We start from the raw sequence: 16616 nt of genomic DNA, 5'->3' as shown, positions 1-16616 counted from the left end.
GTGAAGACCCCGAAAACAGGCTCGTAACCACCTATCTGGATAGTCCTAGTCGGAAATGGTGCGATTGGTGACCCCGAACGACCTACCTCCGTTGGGTGCACTTCGGGAGAACGGCTGCGAAAACCGGCCCAACGTGATTAACCCGCAGCGGTTAATCCCCCGATGCGGCCCTTCCCCCCCGTGGTTACCGTCGATGCCGTGGACCTCCCCCTGGCGACAATCCTCTTCACTGCCTGGTCGACCTTCGCCACGACGGCCATCGTGATGGCGGCCCTCTACTGGCACGGCCGCACCCGGCGGCCGGCGACGGACCGGGACGGCCCCCTCGGCCGGGTGTCGCGTTACTGGCACGCCCGCACCTATCGGGTGACCCTCTCGTGGCGGGGCCGGCCCCGCCGGGTGGCGCCGCCGGTGCGGCTCTCCCCGCGCCGGAAGCGCCCCGATGCGGCGGCCCTCGAGCACGCCCACCGGCTCTGGCTCGACGGCCTGGCGGGCAAGAGCAATGGGGAGAACCTGTCGGATACCGGTCGGCACCACCTGCCGCCGGAATTGCTCAAGATGCCGACGTACCGACTGGGGCCGGATCGGGTGGCGCGGGCCAAGCTGCCGGACCAGAACTAAACGCACAGGACTTTTCGGCCAAAAGTATGAGGCTTCACCGGTTCCCGGCGTTTCGCTTTTTCGTGCGGTTCAAGGTGGTTTCGACCGTTCAACCGTACGAGGGGAACAAGCGATGCGAAAACGCTTGGCGATGTGCGCGGCTACGATCCTGGCCGCCGCACTGGCCGGCACGGTCACGTCGACGGCCGCGTCGGCCGCACCGACCGGCTCAAAGGTCATCAGCTACACCGACTTCAGCGCCGGACCTGGCCTGCGCATGGCGGGCAGCGCCGCCGTCGACGGCACCGCGCTCCGCCTGACCGGCGGCAGCAAGCGCGAGGCCGGCGCGGCCTGGTCTCGCGTGAAGATCAACCCCAGGATGTCCTTCGACACGGCGTTCGAGGTCTCGATGACCGGCGCGGTCGGCCACGCCGACGGCATCGCGTTCGTCCTGCAGAACGACGGGCCGACGGCCATCGGCGGGCACGGCGGCAGCATCGGGTACGGCGGGATGACGCACAGCGTCGCCGTCGAGCTCGACACCTTCCGCAACCCGAACGACGTGGACAACAACCACGTCGCCGTGGTGACCGCGGGCGCCGCAGGCGAGGTGCAGCCCGTGGTGGCGCCCTCGCCGATCCAGATGTTCGGCCAGACCGTCCGGGTCCGGACCACCTGGCTCGCGGGGAGCAAGACGCTCAAGGTGCGAGTCAAGGCACTGGGCGGGCAGGAGATGAAGATCCTGGAAAAGAAGATCGACCTGCGGAAGGCGCTGGGCTACAAGAAGGCGTTCGTGGGCTTCACCGGCGGCACGGGTGAGGACGTGTCGGTGCAGAAGATCAATAGCTGGACTTTGAAGGTCATGGACTGACGGTCACCGCCGTTCGCCGTGGGGCCGCCGCGTTCCGCGGGCGGCCCCACGCCGATCGCTTGATCGTTGTCATCTCGGTGGCGGGCTGAGTCCTCCTACCATTCGATCCGATTCTGTGGTTGCTCACGTCCTCGTTCCGAGGAGGTCCTGCACACCTGGAGGAGCCTTGGCCCGAAACAAGCGTGCCGCATATCCGGCGCTCGGCATCCCCGCGACCCGTACGGCCCGGCTCACCGCGCTCGCGAACGTGCTCGTCCTCGGCGCGACCGCGGCGTTCACCATGCCGGACGGCACACGCGCGATCGCGGCCTCGAAGTCGGTGGCCCGGACGGTCAAGAGCGCGCAGGCCACCACCGCCCGCCTGGTGGAGATCGCCACCAACGGCTCGGCGGCCAGGTCCCTGACCGGATGGACTTCCCGGTCCCACTCGGGCGGCGTGGCCGTCAAGCGGGTGACCGGCCTCACAGGCCCGTTCCCGGTCACGACCGGCGTGCGGATCAGCCGCTCGGGCGGCACGGGCACCTGGGCCTACGCCCTCACCGCGCTGAAGAGCCCGCAGACCGCCTTCACGGTGGGCAAGACCTACACGATGAGCGGATGGGTCCGGGACCTGGCCGCCTCCGGCCGGCCGATCGGACTGCTCCTGGGCAATGCCAACTATCAGCACCGGCCCACCACGACCGCGGAGTACCCCAGGTTCATCGACACCGGCTGGCACTACGTCAGCCGTTCCTTCATCTGCACCGCGCCCGGTTTCGCGGACACCGCCTTCTACCTAGGACTGCCGGCCAGCGGCTCGTTCGACTTTCAGCTCACCGGCCTCAGCGTGCGCGCGGCGCCGATGCCCGCACCGGCTCGCATGGCGGTGCCGCCGTCGACCGTGGTCTCCTTCGCCGGAGCGGCCGGGACGGCTCCGGACGCCCGCACCTGGAACTACGAGCTCGGCGGGCACGGCTGGGGCAACGGAGAGGCGCAGACGTACACCTCGCGGGCCACGAACGTGCGGCTCGACGGCACCGGCAAGCTGAGGATCACGGCGCGCCGCGAGACGTTCACCGGTCCGGACGACATCACCCGCACGTTCACCAGCGCCCGGATCACCACCAAGGGCAAGCTCGCCGTCGCACCGGGCTCCTACGTGGAGGCGCCCATCACCGCACCGACCGGCGCCGGCCTGTGGCCCGCGTTCTGGCTGCTCGGCACCGACATCGACAAGGTGGGCTGGCCGGCCTCGGGCGAGCTCGACATCTTCGAGGGTGTCGGCGCCCGGCCGACCATGGCCCACTCGGCGGCACACATGGCCGCCAGCGACAATCCCAAGACCGATTTTCCGTACGGCTGGGGGGAGGCGGGCGGCACCACCGATCTCGGCGAGCCCGTCGACGCACGCGCCCACAAGTACGGCGTCTATTTCGATGCCGGAACGGTGCGCTTCTACATCGACCGGAGGCCGACGATGAGCCTGTGGGCCGCGGACGCACTCGCGACCGGCCGGACGTGGCCGTTCGGCGGCCCGCAGTACATGATCCTCAATGTGGCCGTATCCGGGGAGGTCGACACCACCGCGACCGCTTTCCCCAGGGAGATGGCGGTGGGTCCGATCTCGATCTGGAACACCGGGTTGCCCTTCTGACCGACCGTCCGCGAAGACCTCGACTGCCCGCGTGCGTACGGACGCGGGCGGTTTCGTGTGTGGACATGAATGTCGTTCGACCATTCCGGCGATAAATGCGAGACGGCACAGAACGGTTCTTCGCGGATAATTGTGCGTCGTCACCGAACAGGGTCGTCTGATCGGACCGCCGGAAACTACGGATGTTCGCCGGCATCCGGCGATAATCCGAAACCGGTAGCGGCGGCTTGACGCGCTCCGCGGGGATCCGCGAAGCTTCAGCGGCAAGGAACCGGGCAAAACTGACATTGATTCAGGTACTCAATAGACCGTTCCTTGACCGAATCAATTTCCCCGATTCGCACGCCCTATTCCCGGGAGAAAACCGCATGCCCAAGCCCAGTAAGAGGGACGTTGCAACGCCTGCATCCGTCACCGTTCTGCCGGCCGACTGCCCCCGGGTCTCCGTGGTCATTCCGACGAAGAACGAAGCCCGGAACATTCCGTGGGTGCTCGAGCGTCTTCCCCTCGGCGTCTTCGAGGTGATCGTCGTCGACGGCGCCTCCGTGGACGGCACCGTCGAGGTCGCCCGCAGCATCCGCGACGACATCGTCGTCGTCGACCAGACGCGGTCCGGCAAGGGGAACGCGCTCGCCTGCGGCTTCGCCGCCGCCCGGGGAGAGATCATCGTCATGATCGACGCCGACGGCTCCATGGACCCCGCCGAGATCGTGTCCTTCGTGGACGAGCTGCTCACCGGCGCGGACTACGTCAAGGGCACGCGCTTCTCGCTGGGCGGCGGCTCGTCCGACATCACGCGGATCCGCCGTGCCGGCAACGCGGCCCTGAACGGCCTGGTCAACATGCTCTACAAGGCGTCGTTCACCGACCTCTGCTACGGCTACAACGCCTTCTGGGCACACGCCGTCAAGCACCTCGAACTGCCCACGCCATCAGGGCACGAGCCGCAGACCGGCGACGGCTTCGAGGTCGAGACGATGATGAACATCCGGGCCGCGGTCGCGCCGCTCGTGGTGCAAGAGGTTGCGAGCTACGAATCCGATCGGCTGCACGGCGCGTCGAACCTCCACGCCGTCCGGGACGGCCTGCGCGTACTACGGGTGATCGCCAAGGAGTACCGGACCCCGGCGGCGCGGGCCGTCCGAGCCACGCCCCGGTCGGCCCGACCGGCCACCCGCCCGGCCGCCCGCCACCTGCCCGCGATGCGGCAGGCACCGGCATTCCCGCCCCGGCAGCACGCCGCCGAACCTGGCGACTCCACCATTCTGCCCACCCGCGTCGGCGGTGCCTGGTGACCCTTGCCCACTCACCCCTCACCCCCCGGACGTGCTGCCGCGATGTCTGAATCCGTTGCGGTGACGGTGGCGCTGGCCTGCCACAGCGAGGAACGCCTGCCGGGCATCCGGGCCGCGATCGATTCCGTCCAGCGGCAGAGTCACCGCCCGGCCGGAATCGTCGTGGCGGTCGACCACAACGCCGCCCTCGGCGCCGTGCTGCGCGCGGAGTTCCCCTCGGTCGTGGTGGTCGGCAACGACGGCCCGAACCGTGGGGCGTCGGCCACCCGGAATGTCGCCGCCGCACGGGCCCGTACCCCCTTGATCGCCTTTCTGGACGATGACGAGGTCGCCGCGCCCACGTGGCTGGCAGGACTCGTCGCCCCGTTCGAGGACGCGTACGTGGTGGGCACCGGAGGCCGTTACCGGCCCGTCTGGAATCACCGCCGGCCCTTCTGGTTCCCCGACGAGTTCGGCTGGGTGGTGGGCGCCCACTACAAGGGAATGCCGACCACCACCGCACGAGTACGCAACGTCTGGGCCGGAAGCATGGCGGTTCGTGCCGACGTCTTCCGCGCGGTGGGCGGCTTCCGGACCGGCTTCGGAAAGGTCGGTGACGTCAGCCGGCCCGAGGACACCGACCTGTGCATCCGCATGGCCGCCGAACGGCAGGGTCACTGGGTCTATGTGCCCCGGGCGATCGTGGATCACGAGGTGCCGGCCTACCGAGCTTCCCTGCGCTTCTTCGCCGGCCGGTGCTACGCCGAGGGCGTGGGCAAGATCGAGATGCGTGCCGCGCTGCGCGACCTTCCGGACGCCCTGGGCGACGAGCAGACGTACGTCACGCGGACGGTTCCGCTCGGGCTGGCCCGCAACGTCGCGACGGGTCGCCTCGACCGGGCCGCCGCCATGGCGCTGGGGATCGCCTGCGCCGCCGCGGGGGCCGCGTCGGCCTCCTGGGCGGCCCGGCGAACGGGAGCGCCGCGGCCACGGATAACCGCCGGGAGTGGATCCGCATGACCGACACGGCCGCCGGACCGCTGCCACGGACCGCCGCAACCGCCGCAACCCCGCCTCCGACCGGCAACCGTCGCATGTACGGCGACGCGATGGCGCTCGCCGGCTCCTCGTCGCTGTCGGCCGGCCTGGGCATGCTGTTCTGGCTCGTCGCAGCCCGCGCCGTGGACCCGTCCGAGCTGGGCATCCAGACCGCCCTGCTCTCCGCGATCATCGCACCCGCGATCGTCATCGGCACCGGCGTGGGCGACGCCTTCGTCAGCCTGCTGCCCCGGGCCGGCGCGTCGCGGCTGAAGATCCTTCGGGCCGGTTACCGGCAGCTCGGCCTGACCGCGGCGGCGACCGGTCTCGTCTCCGGCCTCGCCTCGGCCACGTTCCTGCCCGGCCTGCGCGGCTCGGTGAGCACGGTGCTCCTGGTTCTCGCCGGGACCACGTTGTGGAGCTACTTCGTCGTCCAGGACTGCGCGCTCGCCGCGATGGGCCGCGCCCGCTGGCTGCCGATCGAGAACGGCCTGGTCAGTGTCTGCAAGATCGGTTTCCTGCCGGTGCTGGCCCTGTCGAGCGCGTTCGGCCCGGTCGTGGTGACCGCGACCCTCCTGCCGGCCCTGATCGGGGTGCTGGTCATGACGCCCCGCGTCTTCCGGCTGGCGGCCGCCGCAGACGAGACCGCACCGGCTCCCGAACTGGCCGCGGAGGCCAAGGCGCTCGCCTGGCGCCTGATGACCGCCGGAGCCATGACGATCGGCGCGACGACGCTGCTGCCGTTCGTGGTGACCGCCGTCGCCGGCCCGGCCGAGGGAGCGATCTTCGCGCTCTGCCTGGCCATCGTCCAGGGGCTCGACTTCGTCCCCGCCGCGCTCGGCGTCTCGCTGGTCGTCCACCACGCCGGGCTCGACGACGCACCCTTCCCCCGCGTGGCCAGAGTCGTCCTGGCCCGCACGGCGCTCCTGGTCACCGCGGGTGCCGTCGTGCTCAGCCTGACCGCGCCCTTCGCCCTGCCGCTGCTGGGCGAGACGTACGCCGGGCTCGACGGTGTCACGACCCTCGCCATCCTGGCCGGCGCGGCCATACCCCGGACGCTGTTCATCATCTGGGCGGCCCTGCAACGGGCGCGCCGCAACGTCCGTCCGCTGCTGCGCGTGAACGCGATGACCGTGATCGTCCTGTACGTGTCCGTCGGGCTGCTGGCGAATCGCTTCGGAGGCGTCGGCGCCGCCGCGGGCCTCCTGATCGCGCAGGTGTGGATGACCGCCTGCGCAGCACTGCACATCGTCTGGACGCAACGGCAAGGGAACACCGGATCCTCTCGCAGGGAGACCGCATGAGAACAGCGCACATCGACCGGCTGGAACCGGTGTTGCCGGTGGCGGCACCCCTCTGGCCCGGCTCCGTCTGGGTAGGTGAGATCTCCGATGACGTGGTGCCTGCCGCCACCCTCACCCTGGCCGGAGCTACCGGCTTCGGCCGCGCCCGCCTCCTGGTCCGCCACGGCCGGGCACCCCGCGGCTTCGTCGAGCTGCCCGTCGAGGCGGGCCGCGTGGACGGCGCCGAGTTGTGGCGCCGCATCTCCGCCCTGCCGACGGCGACGGCCGCGCAGCCGAACGACGGCCCCGGCATCAGCGTCGTGCTCTGCACCCGGAACCGCCCCGAGCACCTCCGCACCGCCCTCGCCTCGCTGCAACGGCTCGAGTACGGGAGGTTCGAGGTGGTGGTCGTCGACAACGGGTCGGACACCGACGCGACGCACCGGATCGTCGCGGAGCTCGGCGACCCGCGCATCCGCTCCGTGGACGCGCCGGTCGCCGGCCTGTCCCGTGCCCGCAACGTCGGCCTCCGGCACGCCCGGCACGACGTCGTCGCATACACCGACGACGACGTGGTCGTCGATCCGGGCTGGCTGGCGGGGATCGCCGCCGGCTTCCGCTCGGAGCCCGGCGTCGGTTGCGTCTCCGGCATGGTGCCCTCGGTCGAGCTGACGTCGCCGTGCCAGGCGTACTTCGACAAGCGGGTGACCTGGGCGCGCAACTGCGTCCGGGAGTCGTTCTCCCTGCGGCACCCACGGCCGGCCGAGCCGATGTTCCCCTTCGAGGTGGGCCGGTTCGGCACCGGAGCCAATTTCGCCATCCGCCGGGAGACCGTCCTCGCATTGGGCGGCTTCGACGAGGGCTTCGGCGTCGGCTCGCCGACCGGTGGCGGCGAGGACATCGACATGTTCGTCCGGGTGCTGCTGAACGGCCACATTCTGGTCTACGAGCCGTCCGCCATCATCTGGCACCGGCACCGGCCGGACCTGGCGAGCCTGACGAAGCAGATCCGCGACTACGGCACCGGCCTGGGCGCGTGGATCACCCAGCTCGCGCTCCAGCCCCGGACGGCGATGATGATCACCCGGCGGTCGGTGCACGCGCTGGCCCACCTCGGCAGGATCACCCGAGTCGCCCGCGACCAGGACCTCGACCTCGCGGAGATCGGCGGTCTCGGACGTGCCGAGCGTCTGGCCGTCCTACGCGGCCCGCTCGCCCTCCTGCGGGCCCGGCTGCACGGTGCTCGCCGCCGTCCCCTCGCCCACGCCGTCCGGCGCGCCTCATGACCCCCCGGCACTCCCGCGCCGTACGGGTCTTCGACTTCGTGACCGGCTACCCGCTCCTCGTCGTCGCCTGGATCGCCGGCCTCTCCGGCTTCCTCGCCGCCGTCCCGGCGCTGCCCCCGGCGCTGCGGGCCGTGCTCATGCTGCTGTTCATTCTCGGCGGGCCCGGGTCGGCGGTGCTGGCCTGGAGCCGGCGCCCCCTGCCGCCGTCGTTCGTCCTCGCCGCCGTCCCCGTCACGGGCCTTGCACTGTGGATCGTCCTCGTCACGGCGTCCGTCTCCATCCCGTGGTGGCAGCCACGCCCACTGCTGTCGACCGTGGCTTTCCTGACCATCTCGATCGCCCAGTTCGCCGCGCGGCACCGGGTGCCGGGCACCGAGGGAGTCTCGTGACCGACACGCTCGTCCGTACCGGCACCGTGTACGTCGCGCGCTCGGCCGCGGTCACCGGTGCACCCCCTCGGCCCGCTCCCCGTCCCCATCGCCGGGGGCGGCACCACATCTCTCCCGTACGGGTCGCGGCGCCGTGGATCGCCCTCGCCGTCGCGCTGGTCCTGTGGCTCGTCTCCCTGCCCGGCCTGCGTGATGCGCCGGTCTCGCAGTACGGGCTGATCGCGGCCGGCCCGGCGACCTACCCGGCCGCCCTGCTGGCCGTCCTGATCGCCTTCGTGCTCGCGGTGCGGTTCCGCAGCACCGGCGCCGCGGTCACCGCGACCGTCGGCCTGGTCGGCGTGGAGCGGCTCACGACGTCGCTGGTCACCGAGGTCCCGCCGTACTCGTGGACGTACAAGCACATCGGTGTCGCGGACTACATCCAGGACCACGGCAGCCTGGCTCGCGGCGTCGACATCTACAGCGGCTGGCCCGGCCTGTTCGCCGTCACGGCGCACTTCAGCGAGATCACCGGGCTCTCGCCGATCACCGTCGCGCACTGGTTCACCACGGGCGTCCATCTCGCGATCGTCGGCCTGGTGATCGTGGCCGCCCGCTCGTGGGGGCTGGAGCGGCTGCCGGCCGTGACCGCCGCTTTCCTCGTGGAGGCCACCAACTGGGTCGCGCAGGACTACTTCGCACCGCAGGCGGTGGCCTTCATCCTGATGCTCGGCTTCTTCGCCGTCGCGGGGCGCTTCCGGAGCCGGCCGTCGCCGCTGAGCGTCGGCGTCGCCATGGCGCTGTTCGCCGGGATCGTGGTGACGCATCAGCTGACCCCGTACTGGGTCATGCTGGCCACCGGTCTGCTGATCGTGACGCGCCGGCTGCGGCCGTGGTGGATCCTGTTCCCGATGTCGGCCCTCGCCGGGATCTGGCTGCTGCTCAACTGGGAGATGGCCAGCCACTTCCTCTTCTTCTCGGCGGACCCGATCAGCAACGCGAAGTCGAACATCCCGACCCTCGGCGTTCTCGGGCAGCAGGTGACGAGCCTGGTGATTCGGTCGCTGTCGGTCTCGTACCTCATGCTCGCGGGAGTGTGCGCCGTCGTCGGGCGCAGGAGGGGCACGCCGATCCTGGCGCCGTGCATCCTGGCCTTCAGCCCGATCCTCATCCTCGGCGGCCAGAACTACGGTGGCGAGGCGATCTTCCGCGTCTTCCTCTACTCGCTGCTCGGTTGCGCGCTGTTGGTGGCCACTCCCCTGACGGAAGCGCTGCAGGCACGCCTGGTCCGGGCCGGCGCGATGGTGATCGTCTTGGCCTGGCTGGCGGGAGCCTCCGCGCAGGGCTACTACGGTGGCTGGTCGGCGAATCTGATGACCCGGCAGCAGGTGGAATTCGCCGACAAGCTGCTCACCACCGTGCCGCTCCCGTCCTATGTGACCGTGGCGGCACCGGTGTGGCCCGAACGGGTGAACGGCCGGTACGCCGAGTTCGCCCGGTTCAAGCGCGACTACGACTCACCGATGATCTATTCGGCGAACCTCGTCGGTTCGAACTTCGACACCGAGGCCTCGTACGCGACGTTCATGAAGCTGATCGCCGGCCGCACCGGCGGCCACAACTACCTGATCATCAGCGATCAGATGCGCGTGTACGACTGGTACTTCGGCATCCTTCCTCCGCGCGCGCTGGACAACCTGGAAAGGCGGATGCGGCGCGATCCCCGGTGGACGGTCGTGCACGAGGACCAGAAGGTCGTCGTCTTCCGCGCCCGAGAATTCACCCCGCGACGGAATCTGGTGCATTGGCCATGAGCCCTGCGATACCGAACGCTACGCGGCCGATCAGCCGGCTCGACCGGCCCTGGACGTCAGCCTCCACGGCCACCGTGGTCGGTCCGTTGCACGCGCCGACCAGGCAGGCCCTGGTCGAGGCCATCGCCCGGACCGCCGAGCGCTGGCCGGAGAGCCGGCTGGGCTGGTCCATCGACGAGTCCGGGCGCCGGTGGCGCCGGCCCGCGCCGGCGCATCTTGACGCCGTCGCCGACGGCATGGTCACCGACCTGGACGCCGATCCGAGTCTTGACTACGGGCGCTTCCTGACCGGCCTGGTGCACGACAAGCGCGAGGACCGGCCGCTGGCGTTCTCGGTGGGTCACGACCACGTGGCCCTGCGCATGTCGCACGCCATCGGCGACGGCCGGGCGCTGGTGGCGCTGCTCTCGCGCCTCCTGGAGACGGCGGCCACCGGCGAACCGGTGCCATTCCCGCCGCGGCCGGTCATGCCCCCGTTCGTCTCCGCGCTCGGAGACTTCTTCGGCCGCTCGCCGAAACGCGTGCTGGCCGCCGCCCGGGCGATCCGGCACGCGCCGTCTGCGGCGGAGGTCGCCACGCGGCCGTGGTCCCCGCAACGGGTAACCCTCTATCAACGGATCCCCGGCGAGCTCGCCGCCGAGGTCCGGCGCTGGCGCAAGACTAGCGCCTCCGGAGCAACCAGCGCGGCCGTCGGCCTCTCCCTGGTCATGCGGGCCCTCGACCTCAGCGGAGTGCCGATCAGTCCGGAGGTCCGGGTCCTGTACGACGTCCGCCGCTACTTGCCGGCGCAATACCCGGAGCTGCACGGCAACTTCTCGGTGGGCCTGCTGATGGCGATGTCCGCCGCGATGCCGGCGGCGCGGATCGCCGAGCTGATCGCCAGGGCCGGCGCGGTGGGCCGGCCGCTGACCGCGCTCGGCGCCGGGCTGATGTTCGGCCGGCGTCCCCCGGCTTCCCCCGTCACGGCACCGCTGCGTCCGCAGGCGGAACTCGCCTTCACCTATCTGGGGCGTCCTCTGCCCATCGAACGTCTCCCCTGGCGAGCCGGAAGGGTTCCGGTGTGGAGTGGCAGCGTGCAGCCCGCCGGTCCGCAGGGACTGACCTTCGCGGTGACCGAGACCGGCCGAGCCGTACATCTATCCGCGAGCTTCCACGCGGGCGTCCTGGACACCGGACGGATCGGGCACGCGCTGACGCTCATGGCGGCGGATCCCATCGCCGTGCTGAACGGCCGCGACTCGCCCCGCCCCGCGATCGAGAACCTTGGAGTGTGATTCACGGTGCCCCTGCGACTGTTGGTGCTCGACCAGGCGGTGGGTGTATGGGGTGCCCAGGCCTATCTGCTGCGGATGGCACCCCGACTGGCGCGCCACGGTGTCGAGATGACCCTGGCCGGGCCGCCGGAGTTGGACCTTGCGCAGGCGTGGAAGGCCGCGGGACTGCCGCACATCGCGCTGCCGCTGCCGATCGTCCGGTCGGTACGCAGCGACGGCCACCGGGGCAGACTCAGCGCGCGGGCGATGCTGCGTGAGGGCGCGCAGCTCTGGCGTACCCGCGCCCTGATCCGGGACGCGATCACCTCGTCGGGCTGCGACGCGGTGCACGCCAACGGGCACGCGATCCACCTCGACGCGGCGCTGGCCGCTCGGGCCGCCGGCAGGCCCGCCGTATTGCACCTGCACGAGGAGATGCCCCACCGGTTCGGAGCCGTGCTGCGCGCCGCGGCGGTGCGGACGGCGGACGCGAGCGTCGCCGTGAGCAGGGCCGTCGCCGCGGGGCTGTCGCTGCGCACCCGGTCGAGAGTGACGGTCATCGCCAACGGTGTCGACACCGCGATCTTCCGGCCCGGTGCCGCCGACGCCGGCGTCCGCGCAGGCCTGGGAGCCGCACCGGACGACGTCCTCGTCGTGGCGGTCACGCGCATCGACCCGGACAAGCGCATCGAGGACATCATCACCGCGATGACGCCGCATCGTGGCCGGCCCGGCTGGCATCTGGCGATCGTGGGGGTCACCTCGAGCTACCCCGAGTACGCCCGGCAGATGCGCGAGCTCGCCCGGGAGACGCTCGGCTCCCAGGTCACCTTCGCCGGCAGGCGGTCCGACGTGGCGGACATCTTCCGCGCCGCGGACGTGCTCGTGCACGCCGGGTTGGTGGAGGGGATGCCGCTGGGCATGCTCGAGGCGCAGGCCTGCGGAGTCCCGGTGGTCGGATACCGGGTGGCCGGGGTGCCGGAGGCCGTTGTGGACGGTGGGACGGGCCTGCTCGCCCCCGCCGGCGACGTCGCGGCGCTGCGCCGGCACCTCAGCGCCCTGCTTGCCGACTGCGAGCTGCGTACCCGACTGGGTGCAGGGGGAATCGCGCATGTCCAGCGACGCCACACGTTGGACGGGCAGATCGTTTCCTATGTGCGGCTCCTCGACGAGCTACTGGGCCGCACGTCCGGAAGGACGGCGACAGCCCGGCGCCTCGCCGGGCGCCCGAGCTGAACCGATCTCCTGAGCCAAGCGCGAGAGCAAGGCGTGATATTGCGCGGCAATCTCACGCGCAAGACCGAAGGCGTGATGGCCGGCGTCGGCCAGCCGGACGCCTGGTGTGAGTACGGCGCCTTCTCCGCCGCCGGCGCGGCGCCGGTCATCGAGCGACTGCTGCACCCGGACACCCGGCGCGACCTGATCCACCGCTCGCACCGGTATCAGGGAGACCTGGCCGAGATCTCGCAGCGATGGTCCGCACGCCAGGGCCGTCGGTCCGCCACGGTCGGCGTCTGAGCGCCGTGGCCGGGTCCCCGGCATCACTCTCCCGGGCTCATCCGACCGGACGCAGGGTAATGATCAAAACCCGGAATTCACCGCACGAAGGCCCGATCTCCGGCCGCGTCTCCGTAGCGTTTTCTTTACGAGACGCCGTCCTACCTGCGAAGAGGCGGCGTCTCCCCAACGGAGACGCCGCGCCGGGCGATCGGGAGACATCATGCACCGCCGATTCACCGCCGGTCGACCGGCATCGTGCGACTGCCGTCTACGAACCCGGCAGGCAGCGACGGAGCGTGATCGACACCGATTTGAAGATCGACCGAGGAAGGTGGTAGCCGCATGTCGTCGCTGGTGACGGGATTGTGCAGTGTGGAACGCCGGCGGCCGCGCATCGACGGCCGATGCCGCACGTGCGGCGCCGTACCTCGAACGGGGCAAACCGGTGAGCGCAGAAGCGGGATTTCATCCGGCGGGAATGCCGCACGGACATCCGATCACGTTTCTGCCCTTCGTCCGGGAATGTTGTGCCGCGCCCGTTCCGCCTCCACCGGAGGGCGCCCGGCAATTCATTCCCCGTGGCTCCGGCCGTGTCCCGGCGGCCGGAGCCACATCTTCCCGTTCGCACGAGGACAAGCGCGCATGCGTGTGTTCAACAGGCGGTCCACCACCGTTGTCGTCACCACCGTCGTCGCGCTCGGTGCGGCCGGCGCGGCCTGGGCCGCTTGGAGGCTCGGCGGAGCGGGCACTGGCGTCGACGTCGCCGGCTCCGCCGTGGAGCTCGAACTGCAGGGCCGCTCAGACACCAGCGAGCCGCTGTATCCGGGTGCGTCGGCCGGCTGACCGTGACGGTGACCAACCGCAACGACTTCCCGGTGCGGATCACCTCCATCAGCCCCGGCGGTGGGAGAGTGACGGCCGACCCGGCGCACCGCGACGCCGGTTGCCTGCAGACCGGGGTGCTCGTCAGCGCCGACGTGCTGGCCGTGTCGTGGAAGGTGCCGAAGAACTCCATCGGCGTCCGCCCGCGGCCCTGCGACGTCGGCGTGAGCATGTCAGGAGTCAGGGCTGTGTATCGCTTCCTGCGGTACCGGCTGCCGATCGCCGGTGCGGCGCTCGTGGAGGCGCCGGCCGCGACGCTGCCCGGGGGCGAGCCGCGGAGCACCGCGGACGGTCTGCTCGTGCGGGGACCACGGATCGAGTGGGACCGGGTCGAGATCGCCGCGGATACGCCGGTGCAGCGGTATCTCGTGAGTCGCCACCTCGGACCGGTCACGCAGCTCGCCTGCGACATACCGGTCGATCGCCATAGCTGTGTCGACGAGCATCCGCGGGCCGGCTGTCTCGTGACGTACTCCGTCGTGGCGGCCCACGGTGCTTTCTGGACCGGACCGGCCGGCCGGCACAGCCCGCCGATCCCGCTTCCGGGCGAGCCCGCGCCGGTGGTGGTCGACGGCGTGGTCGTCCTGCCGGGTGCCGGGGATGGCCGGGTGCCGCCCCCGCTCGGTTCCGGCGCGGCCGCGCCGGCGGGTGCCGGTGCGGCCGACGACGCCGGGGCGGTGGCCGGGCCGGCGACTCCGGCGCCGGTGCCGGTGCCGACGGATTCGGAGCCGGCCCCCGCGATCGTGCCGCCGGCACCGCCGGAGCCCGAGCAGGGTACGACGGCGGCGCCGGTGGAGCCGCCGACGGATCACCAGCCGTCCCCTTCGGAGATGCCGGTGGCCGAGGAGGAGACGGCTGACCAGAAGTCCGTCGAAGTTCATAAAAGCCTGGTCGTGTCACGCGAAACACCGTGAACAAACAGTCAATTCGCGGCGCCTGGGCGTATGCCCGTACTGCCGTTACAGACGGCTTACTTTCCCTGCAGCAACTAATAACATCTGAAACATGACACCAGCCGGTTCCATCGCCCTCCAGCTCGCCCTCTCGGTTGCCACGGTCATCTTCACCGCGTACGTGGCCCGGCGGGTGCACCAGTGGTACCGGCATGGCTTCAACCGCGATCTGGCGTACCGGAAGGGCTGCAACCAGGCGTCGCGCACGCTGTTCCAACTCGCCGTCCGCAACCACCCGGTGGGGTCCGCGCCTGCCGCGGCCTCGGCCGCGCCGACCGCAGCGGCGAGCCCAGCGCCCGCTCAGGTCCGCGCCGTCGTCCCGCGGCACCACCTGCCCGCCCGCACCGCCACCGACGTCCACGCCGAGCGCCGCGAGACCGCCCGCCTGCTGCACCACCAGGTCTGACACCACGGAAGGAAGCAGAGTCACGACAGTGCCTGGCAACAGCATCATCCAAGCGCTGTTCGCGCTCGCCTTCGTCGTCGCCAGCAGGTACGCGACCGGACGCATCCACCAGTGGTACAAGCAGGGACTGGACCGGGAGGAGGACTACCGCACCGGCTACGACCAAGCGTCCAACTCCATGTTCGACCTGGCCATCCGCAGGCGCCAGCACACCCCCGGCGGGTGCGACCTGGACCGGCAGCACGTCGTCGGCCACGCGCGCCGCCGTATCCAGACCGAGCCGGCGCCTCTGCCGGGCGGCCGGCGCCGGCGCCGCTCCGGCAGCCGCTGAGCGGGCCGGCGCCGACGTCGCTCCGGGAGCCGCTGAGCGGGCCGGCGCCGACGTCGCTCCGGGAGCCGCTGAGCGGGCCGGCCCGGTCGCGGGAGGGTCGCCGCGAGACGAGCCACGTTCGCCACCGGGGCTCACGTTTGCCCGCCCCGATTCTTGGTGTTAACAGCCATGTAACCGCTGGTCAATCGTCATCGCCGGGCATAGCGGCGCACCTTGCGAAGATCGGCGCGACGACCGCCGCTCCCCCGGAGGAATTAGCCCGTACCGGCTGTCCTGACTGAGTCATGCGCGGGCAACGCGAGACGGAACGCCGATCTCGGCGAGCCCCCGAATCGGGCACTGTAGGTGTCACCACGCGGCGTCCCGGACGCCGCGAGGCGACCGGCTGGAACACCCGCAACCTCGCAGAAGGAAGCCCCGTATGCGTACGTCCCGCAGACGGCTCGCCCCGACCGCGACGCCCCGCTCCGTGAGCACCGCCCCCGAGGCCGGTGTGGACTCGTGAGGCGAGCCGTGCTGAGCAGCGAGAAGCCCGGGGACACCCGGGCGGAGGACACCACCGCACCCCCGGCCGCGAGCGAACCCGAGCTCGACGAGCCCGCCTTCCGGGCGATACCGCGCCGGCGGGGACTGGACCCGCGGACCCGGGGCATCCTGGTGGCCGCCGCGGTGGCGGCCGTCATCGTCAACGCCGGGGCCATGTGGGCGTACTGGAAGATCACCGGCTCGGGAAGCGACTCGACCGGGGCGGGTGCCTCGGTGGAGATGGGACTGAGGGGACGCTCCAGCCTCGACGTGCCGCTGGCGCCCGGCTCCACCGGCGACCTGACCGTGACGGTCTTGAACGACAACGACTTCGCCATCCGGGTCTCCTCGGTCGCGGCGGGCACCGGAAACGTCATCGCCGACGACGAACACCGCGAGAACGGCTGCGAGCGGCACGGCGTCAGCATCGCGCGGCCGGACCTGGCGGTGCGCTGGGAGGTCGCCCGCAACGACGTGGCCGTCTTCACCGTGCCCGGCGCGCTCCGGATGGCGGCCGACGCCGACGAGGCCTGCCGCGGCGCCGTCTTCACCGTGCCGGTCCGCATCACCGGCGAGGCCCGCCGCCCCTGACCGGGGTC

17 protein-coding genes are annotated in these 16616 nt (G+C 71.1%); all 17 read left to right on the top strand.

All coding sequences use genetic code 11. The features are described 5' to 3' along the window. Positions 1-198: 198 nt before the first annotated feature. The 17 genes from EDD30_RS39310 (at position 199) to EDD30_RS24510 (ending at position 16608) form a co-directional block, all read left to right on the top strand. Positions 199-621 (top strand): hypothetical protein, encoded by a 423-nt coding sequence (locus tag EDD30_RS39310; protein ID WP_071807204.1) that lies wholly within the window; start codon positions 199-201, stop codon positions 619-621. A 112-nt stretch (positions 622-733) separates the two neighbouring features. Then, entirely contained in the window at positions 734-1471 is a 738-nt protein-coding gene (locus tag EDD30_RS24585) for an L-type lectin-domain containing protein (protein WP_170047438.1), read from the top strand. A gap of 166 nt (positions 1472-1637) precedes the next feature. Then, on the top strand, positions 1638-3104 hold the full coding sequence (locus EDD30_RS24580) for a family 16 glycosylhydrolase (protein WP_071807206.1): 1467 nt from the start codon (positions 1638-1640) through the stop codon (positions 3102-3104). Positions 3105-3550: 446 nt separating this feature from the next. Next, on the top strand, positions 3551-4399 hold the full coding sequence (locus EDD30_RS24575; RefSeq protein ID WP_071807207.1) for a glycosyltransferase family 2 protein: 849 nt from the start codon (positions 3551-3553) through the stop codon (positions 4397-4399). 42 nt (positions 4400-4441) lie between these two features. Continuing rightward, positions 4442-5398, top strand: coding sequence for a glycosyltransferase family 2 protein (locus EDD30_RS24570; protein WP_071807208.1), 957 nt, complete (start codon positions 4442-4444; stop codon positions 5396-5398). Then, positions 5395-6720 (top strand): lipopolysaccharide biosynthesis protein, encoded by a 1326-nt coding sequence (locus tag EDD30_RS24565; protein ID WP_071807209.1) that lies wholly within the window; start codon positions 5395-5397, stop codon positions 6718-6720. Before EDD30_RS24570 ends, EDD30_RS24565 begins: the two co-directional genes overlap by 4 nt. Further along, positions 6717-7985, top strand: a complete 1269-nt coding sequence (locus EDD30_RS24560) for a glycosyltransferase family 2 protein (protein ID WP_071807210.1) — start codon at positions 6717-6719, stop codon at positions 7983-7985. The genes EDD30_RS24565 and EDD30_RS24560 overlap by 4 nt, the downstream gene beginning before the upstream one ends. After that, positions 7982-8374 (top strand): hypothetical protein, encoded by a 393-nt coding sequence (locus EDD30_RS24555; RefSeq protein WP_071807211.1) that lies wholly within the window; start codon positions 7982-7984, stop codon positions 8372-8374. The genes EDD30_RS24560 and EDD30_RS24555 overlap by 4 nt, the downstream gene beginning before the upstream one ends. Continuing rightward, positions 8371-10167, top strand: coding sequence for a hypothetical protein (locus EDD30_RS24550; RefSeq protein ID WP_071807212.1), 1797 nt, complete (start codon positions 8371-8373; stop codon positions 10165-10167). Before EDD30_RS24555 ends, EDD30_RS24550 begins: the two co-directional genes overlap by 4 nt. Then, positions 10164-11441, top strand: coding sequence for a hypothetical protein (locus EDD30_RS24545; RefSeq protein ID WP_071807213.1), 1278 nt, complete (start codon positions 10164-10166; stop codon positions 11439-11441). Before EDD30_RS24550 ends, EDD30_RS24545 begins: the two co-directional genes overlap by 4 nt. Before the next feature lie 6 nt (positions 11442-11447). Next, the gene (locus EDD30_RS24540; protein ID WP_123678493.1) at positions 11448-12656 is read left to right on the top strand and encodes a glycosyltransferase family 4 protein; all 1209 of its coding nucleotides are present in this window, start codon (positions 11448-11450) and stop codon (positions 12654-12656) included. A gap of 39 nt (positions 12657-12695) precedes the next feature. Continuing rightward, positions 12696-12938 carry a hypothetical protein gene (locus EDD30_RS24535; RefSeq protein WP_071807215.1) on the top strand — a complete coding sequence of 81 codons (243 nt, stop codon included), beginning with the start codon at positions 12696-12698 and terminating at the stop codon, positions 12936-12938. A 624-nt stretch (positions 12939-13562) separates the two neighbouring features. Then, positions 13563-13763: a hypothetical protein gene (locus EDD30_RS24530; protein WP_071807216.1), complete on the top strand. Its 201-nt coding sequence runs from the start codon at positions 13563-13565 to the stop codon at positions 13761-13763. 8 nt (positions 13764-13771) lie between these two features. Next, positions 13772-14716, top strand: a complete 945-nt coding sequence (locus EDD30_RS24525) for a hypothetical protein (protein ID WP_211353757.1) — start codon at positions 13772-13774, stop codon at positions 14714-14716. A gap of 91 nt (positions 14717-14807) precedes the next feature. Next, positions 14808-15161, top strand: coding sequence for a hypothetical protein (locus EDD30_RS24520; protein WP_071808275.1), 354 nt, complete (start codon positions 14808-14810; stop codon positions 15159-15161). Positions 15162-15189: 28 nt separating this feature from the next. Beyond that, positions 15190-15492 (top strand): hypothetical protein, encoded by a 303-nt coding sequence (locus EDD30_RS24515; protein ID WP_123678491.1) that lies wholly within the window; start codon positions 15190-15192, stop codon positions 15490-15492. A gap of 501 nt (positions 15493-15993) precedes the next feature. After that, on the top strand, positions 15994-16608 hold the full coding sequence (locus tag EDD30_RS24510; RefSeq protein ID WP_244945387.1) for a hypothetical protein: 615 nt from the start codon (positions 15994-15996) through the stop codon (positions 16606-16608). The last annotated feature ends 8 nt before the right edge of the window (positions 16609-16616 follow it).

The organism is Couchioplanes caeruleus (assembly GCF_003751945.1).
GTDB lineage: Bacteria > Actinomycetota > Actinomycetes > Mycobacteriales > Micromonosporaceae > Actinoplanes > Actinoplanes caeruleus.
This window is presented reverse-complemented; position numbering and strand designations above follow the sequence as displayed.

Excerpts from the sequence above, each read along its gene's own strand:
- EDD30_RS24585 (WP_170047438.1), top strand. The coding sequence starts at position 734 with ATGCGAAAACGCTTGGCGATGTGCGCGGCTACGATCCTGGCCGCCGCA.
- EDD30_RS24570 (WP_071807208.1), top strand. The coding sequence starts at position 4,442 with ATGTCTGAATCCGTTGCGGTGACGGTGGCGCTGGCCTGCCACAGCGAG.
- EDD30_RS24565 (WP_071807209.1), top strand. The coding sequence starts at position 5,395 with ATGACCGACACGGCCGCCGGACCGCTGCCACGGACCGCCGCAACCGCC.
- EDD30_RS24560 (WP_071807210.1), top strand. The coding sequence starts at position 6,717 with ATGAGAACAGCGCACATCGACCGGCTGGAACCGGTGTTGCCGGTGGCG.
- EDD30_RS24555 (WP_071807211.1), top strand. The coding sequence starts at position 7,982 with ATGACCCCCCGGCACTCCCGCGCCGTACGGGTCTTCGACTTCGTGACC.
- EDD30_RS24545 (WP_071807213.1), top strand. The coding sequence starts at position 10,164 with ATGAGCCCTGCGATACCGAACGCTACGCGGCCGATCAGCCGGCTCGAC.
- EDD30_RS24530 (WP_071807216.1), top strand. The coding sequence starts at position 13,563 with ATGCGTGTGTTCAACAGGCGGTCCACCACCGTTGTCGTCACCACCGTC.
- EDD30_RS24520 (WP_071808275.1), top strand. The coding sequence starts at position 14,808 with ATGACACCAGCCGGTTCCATCGCCCTCCAGCTCGCCCTCTCGGTTGCC.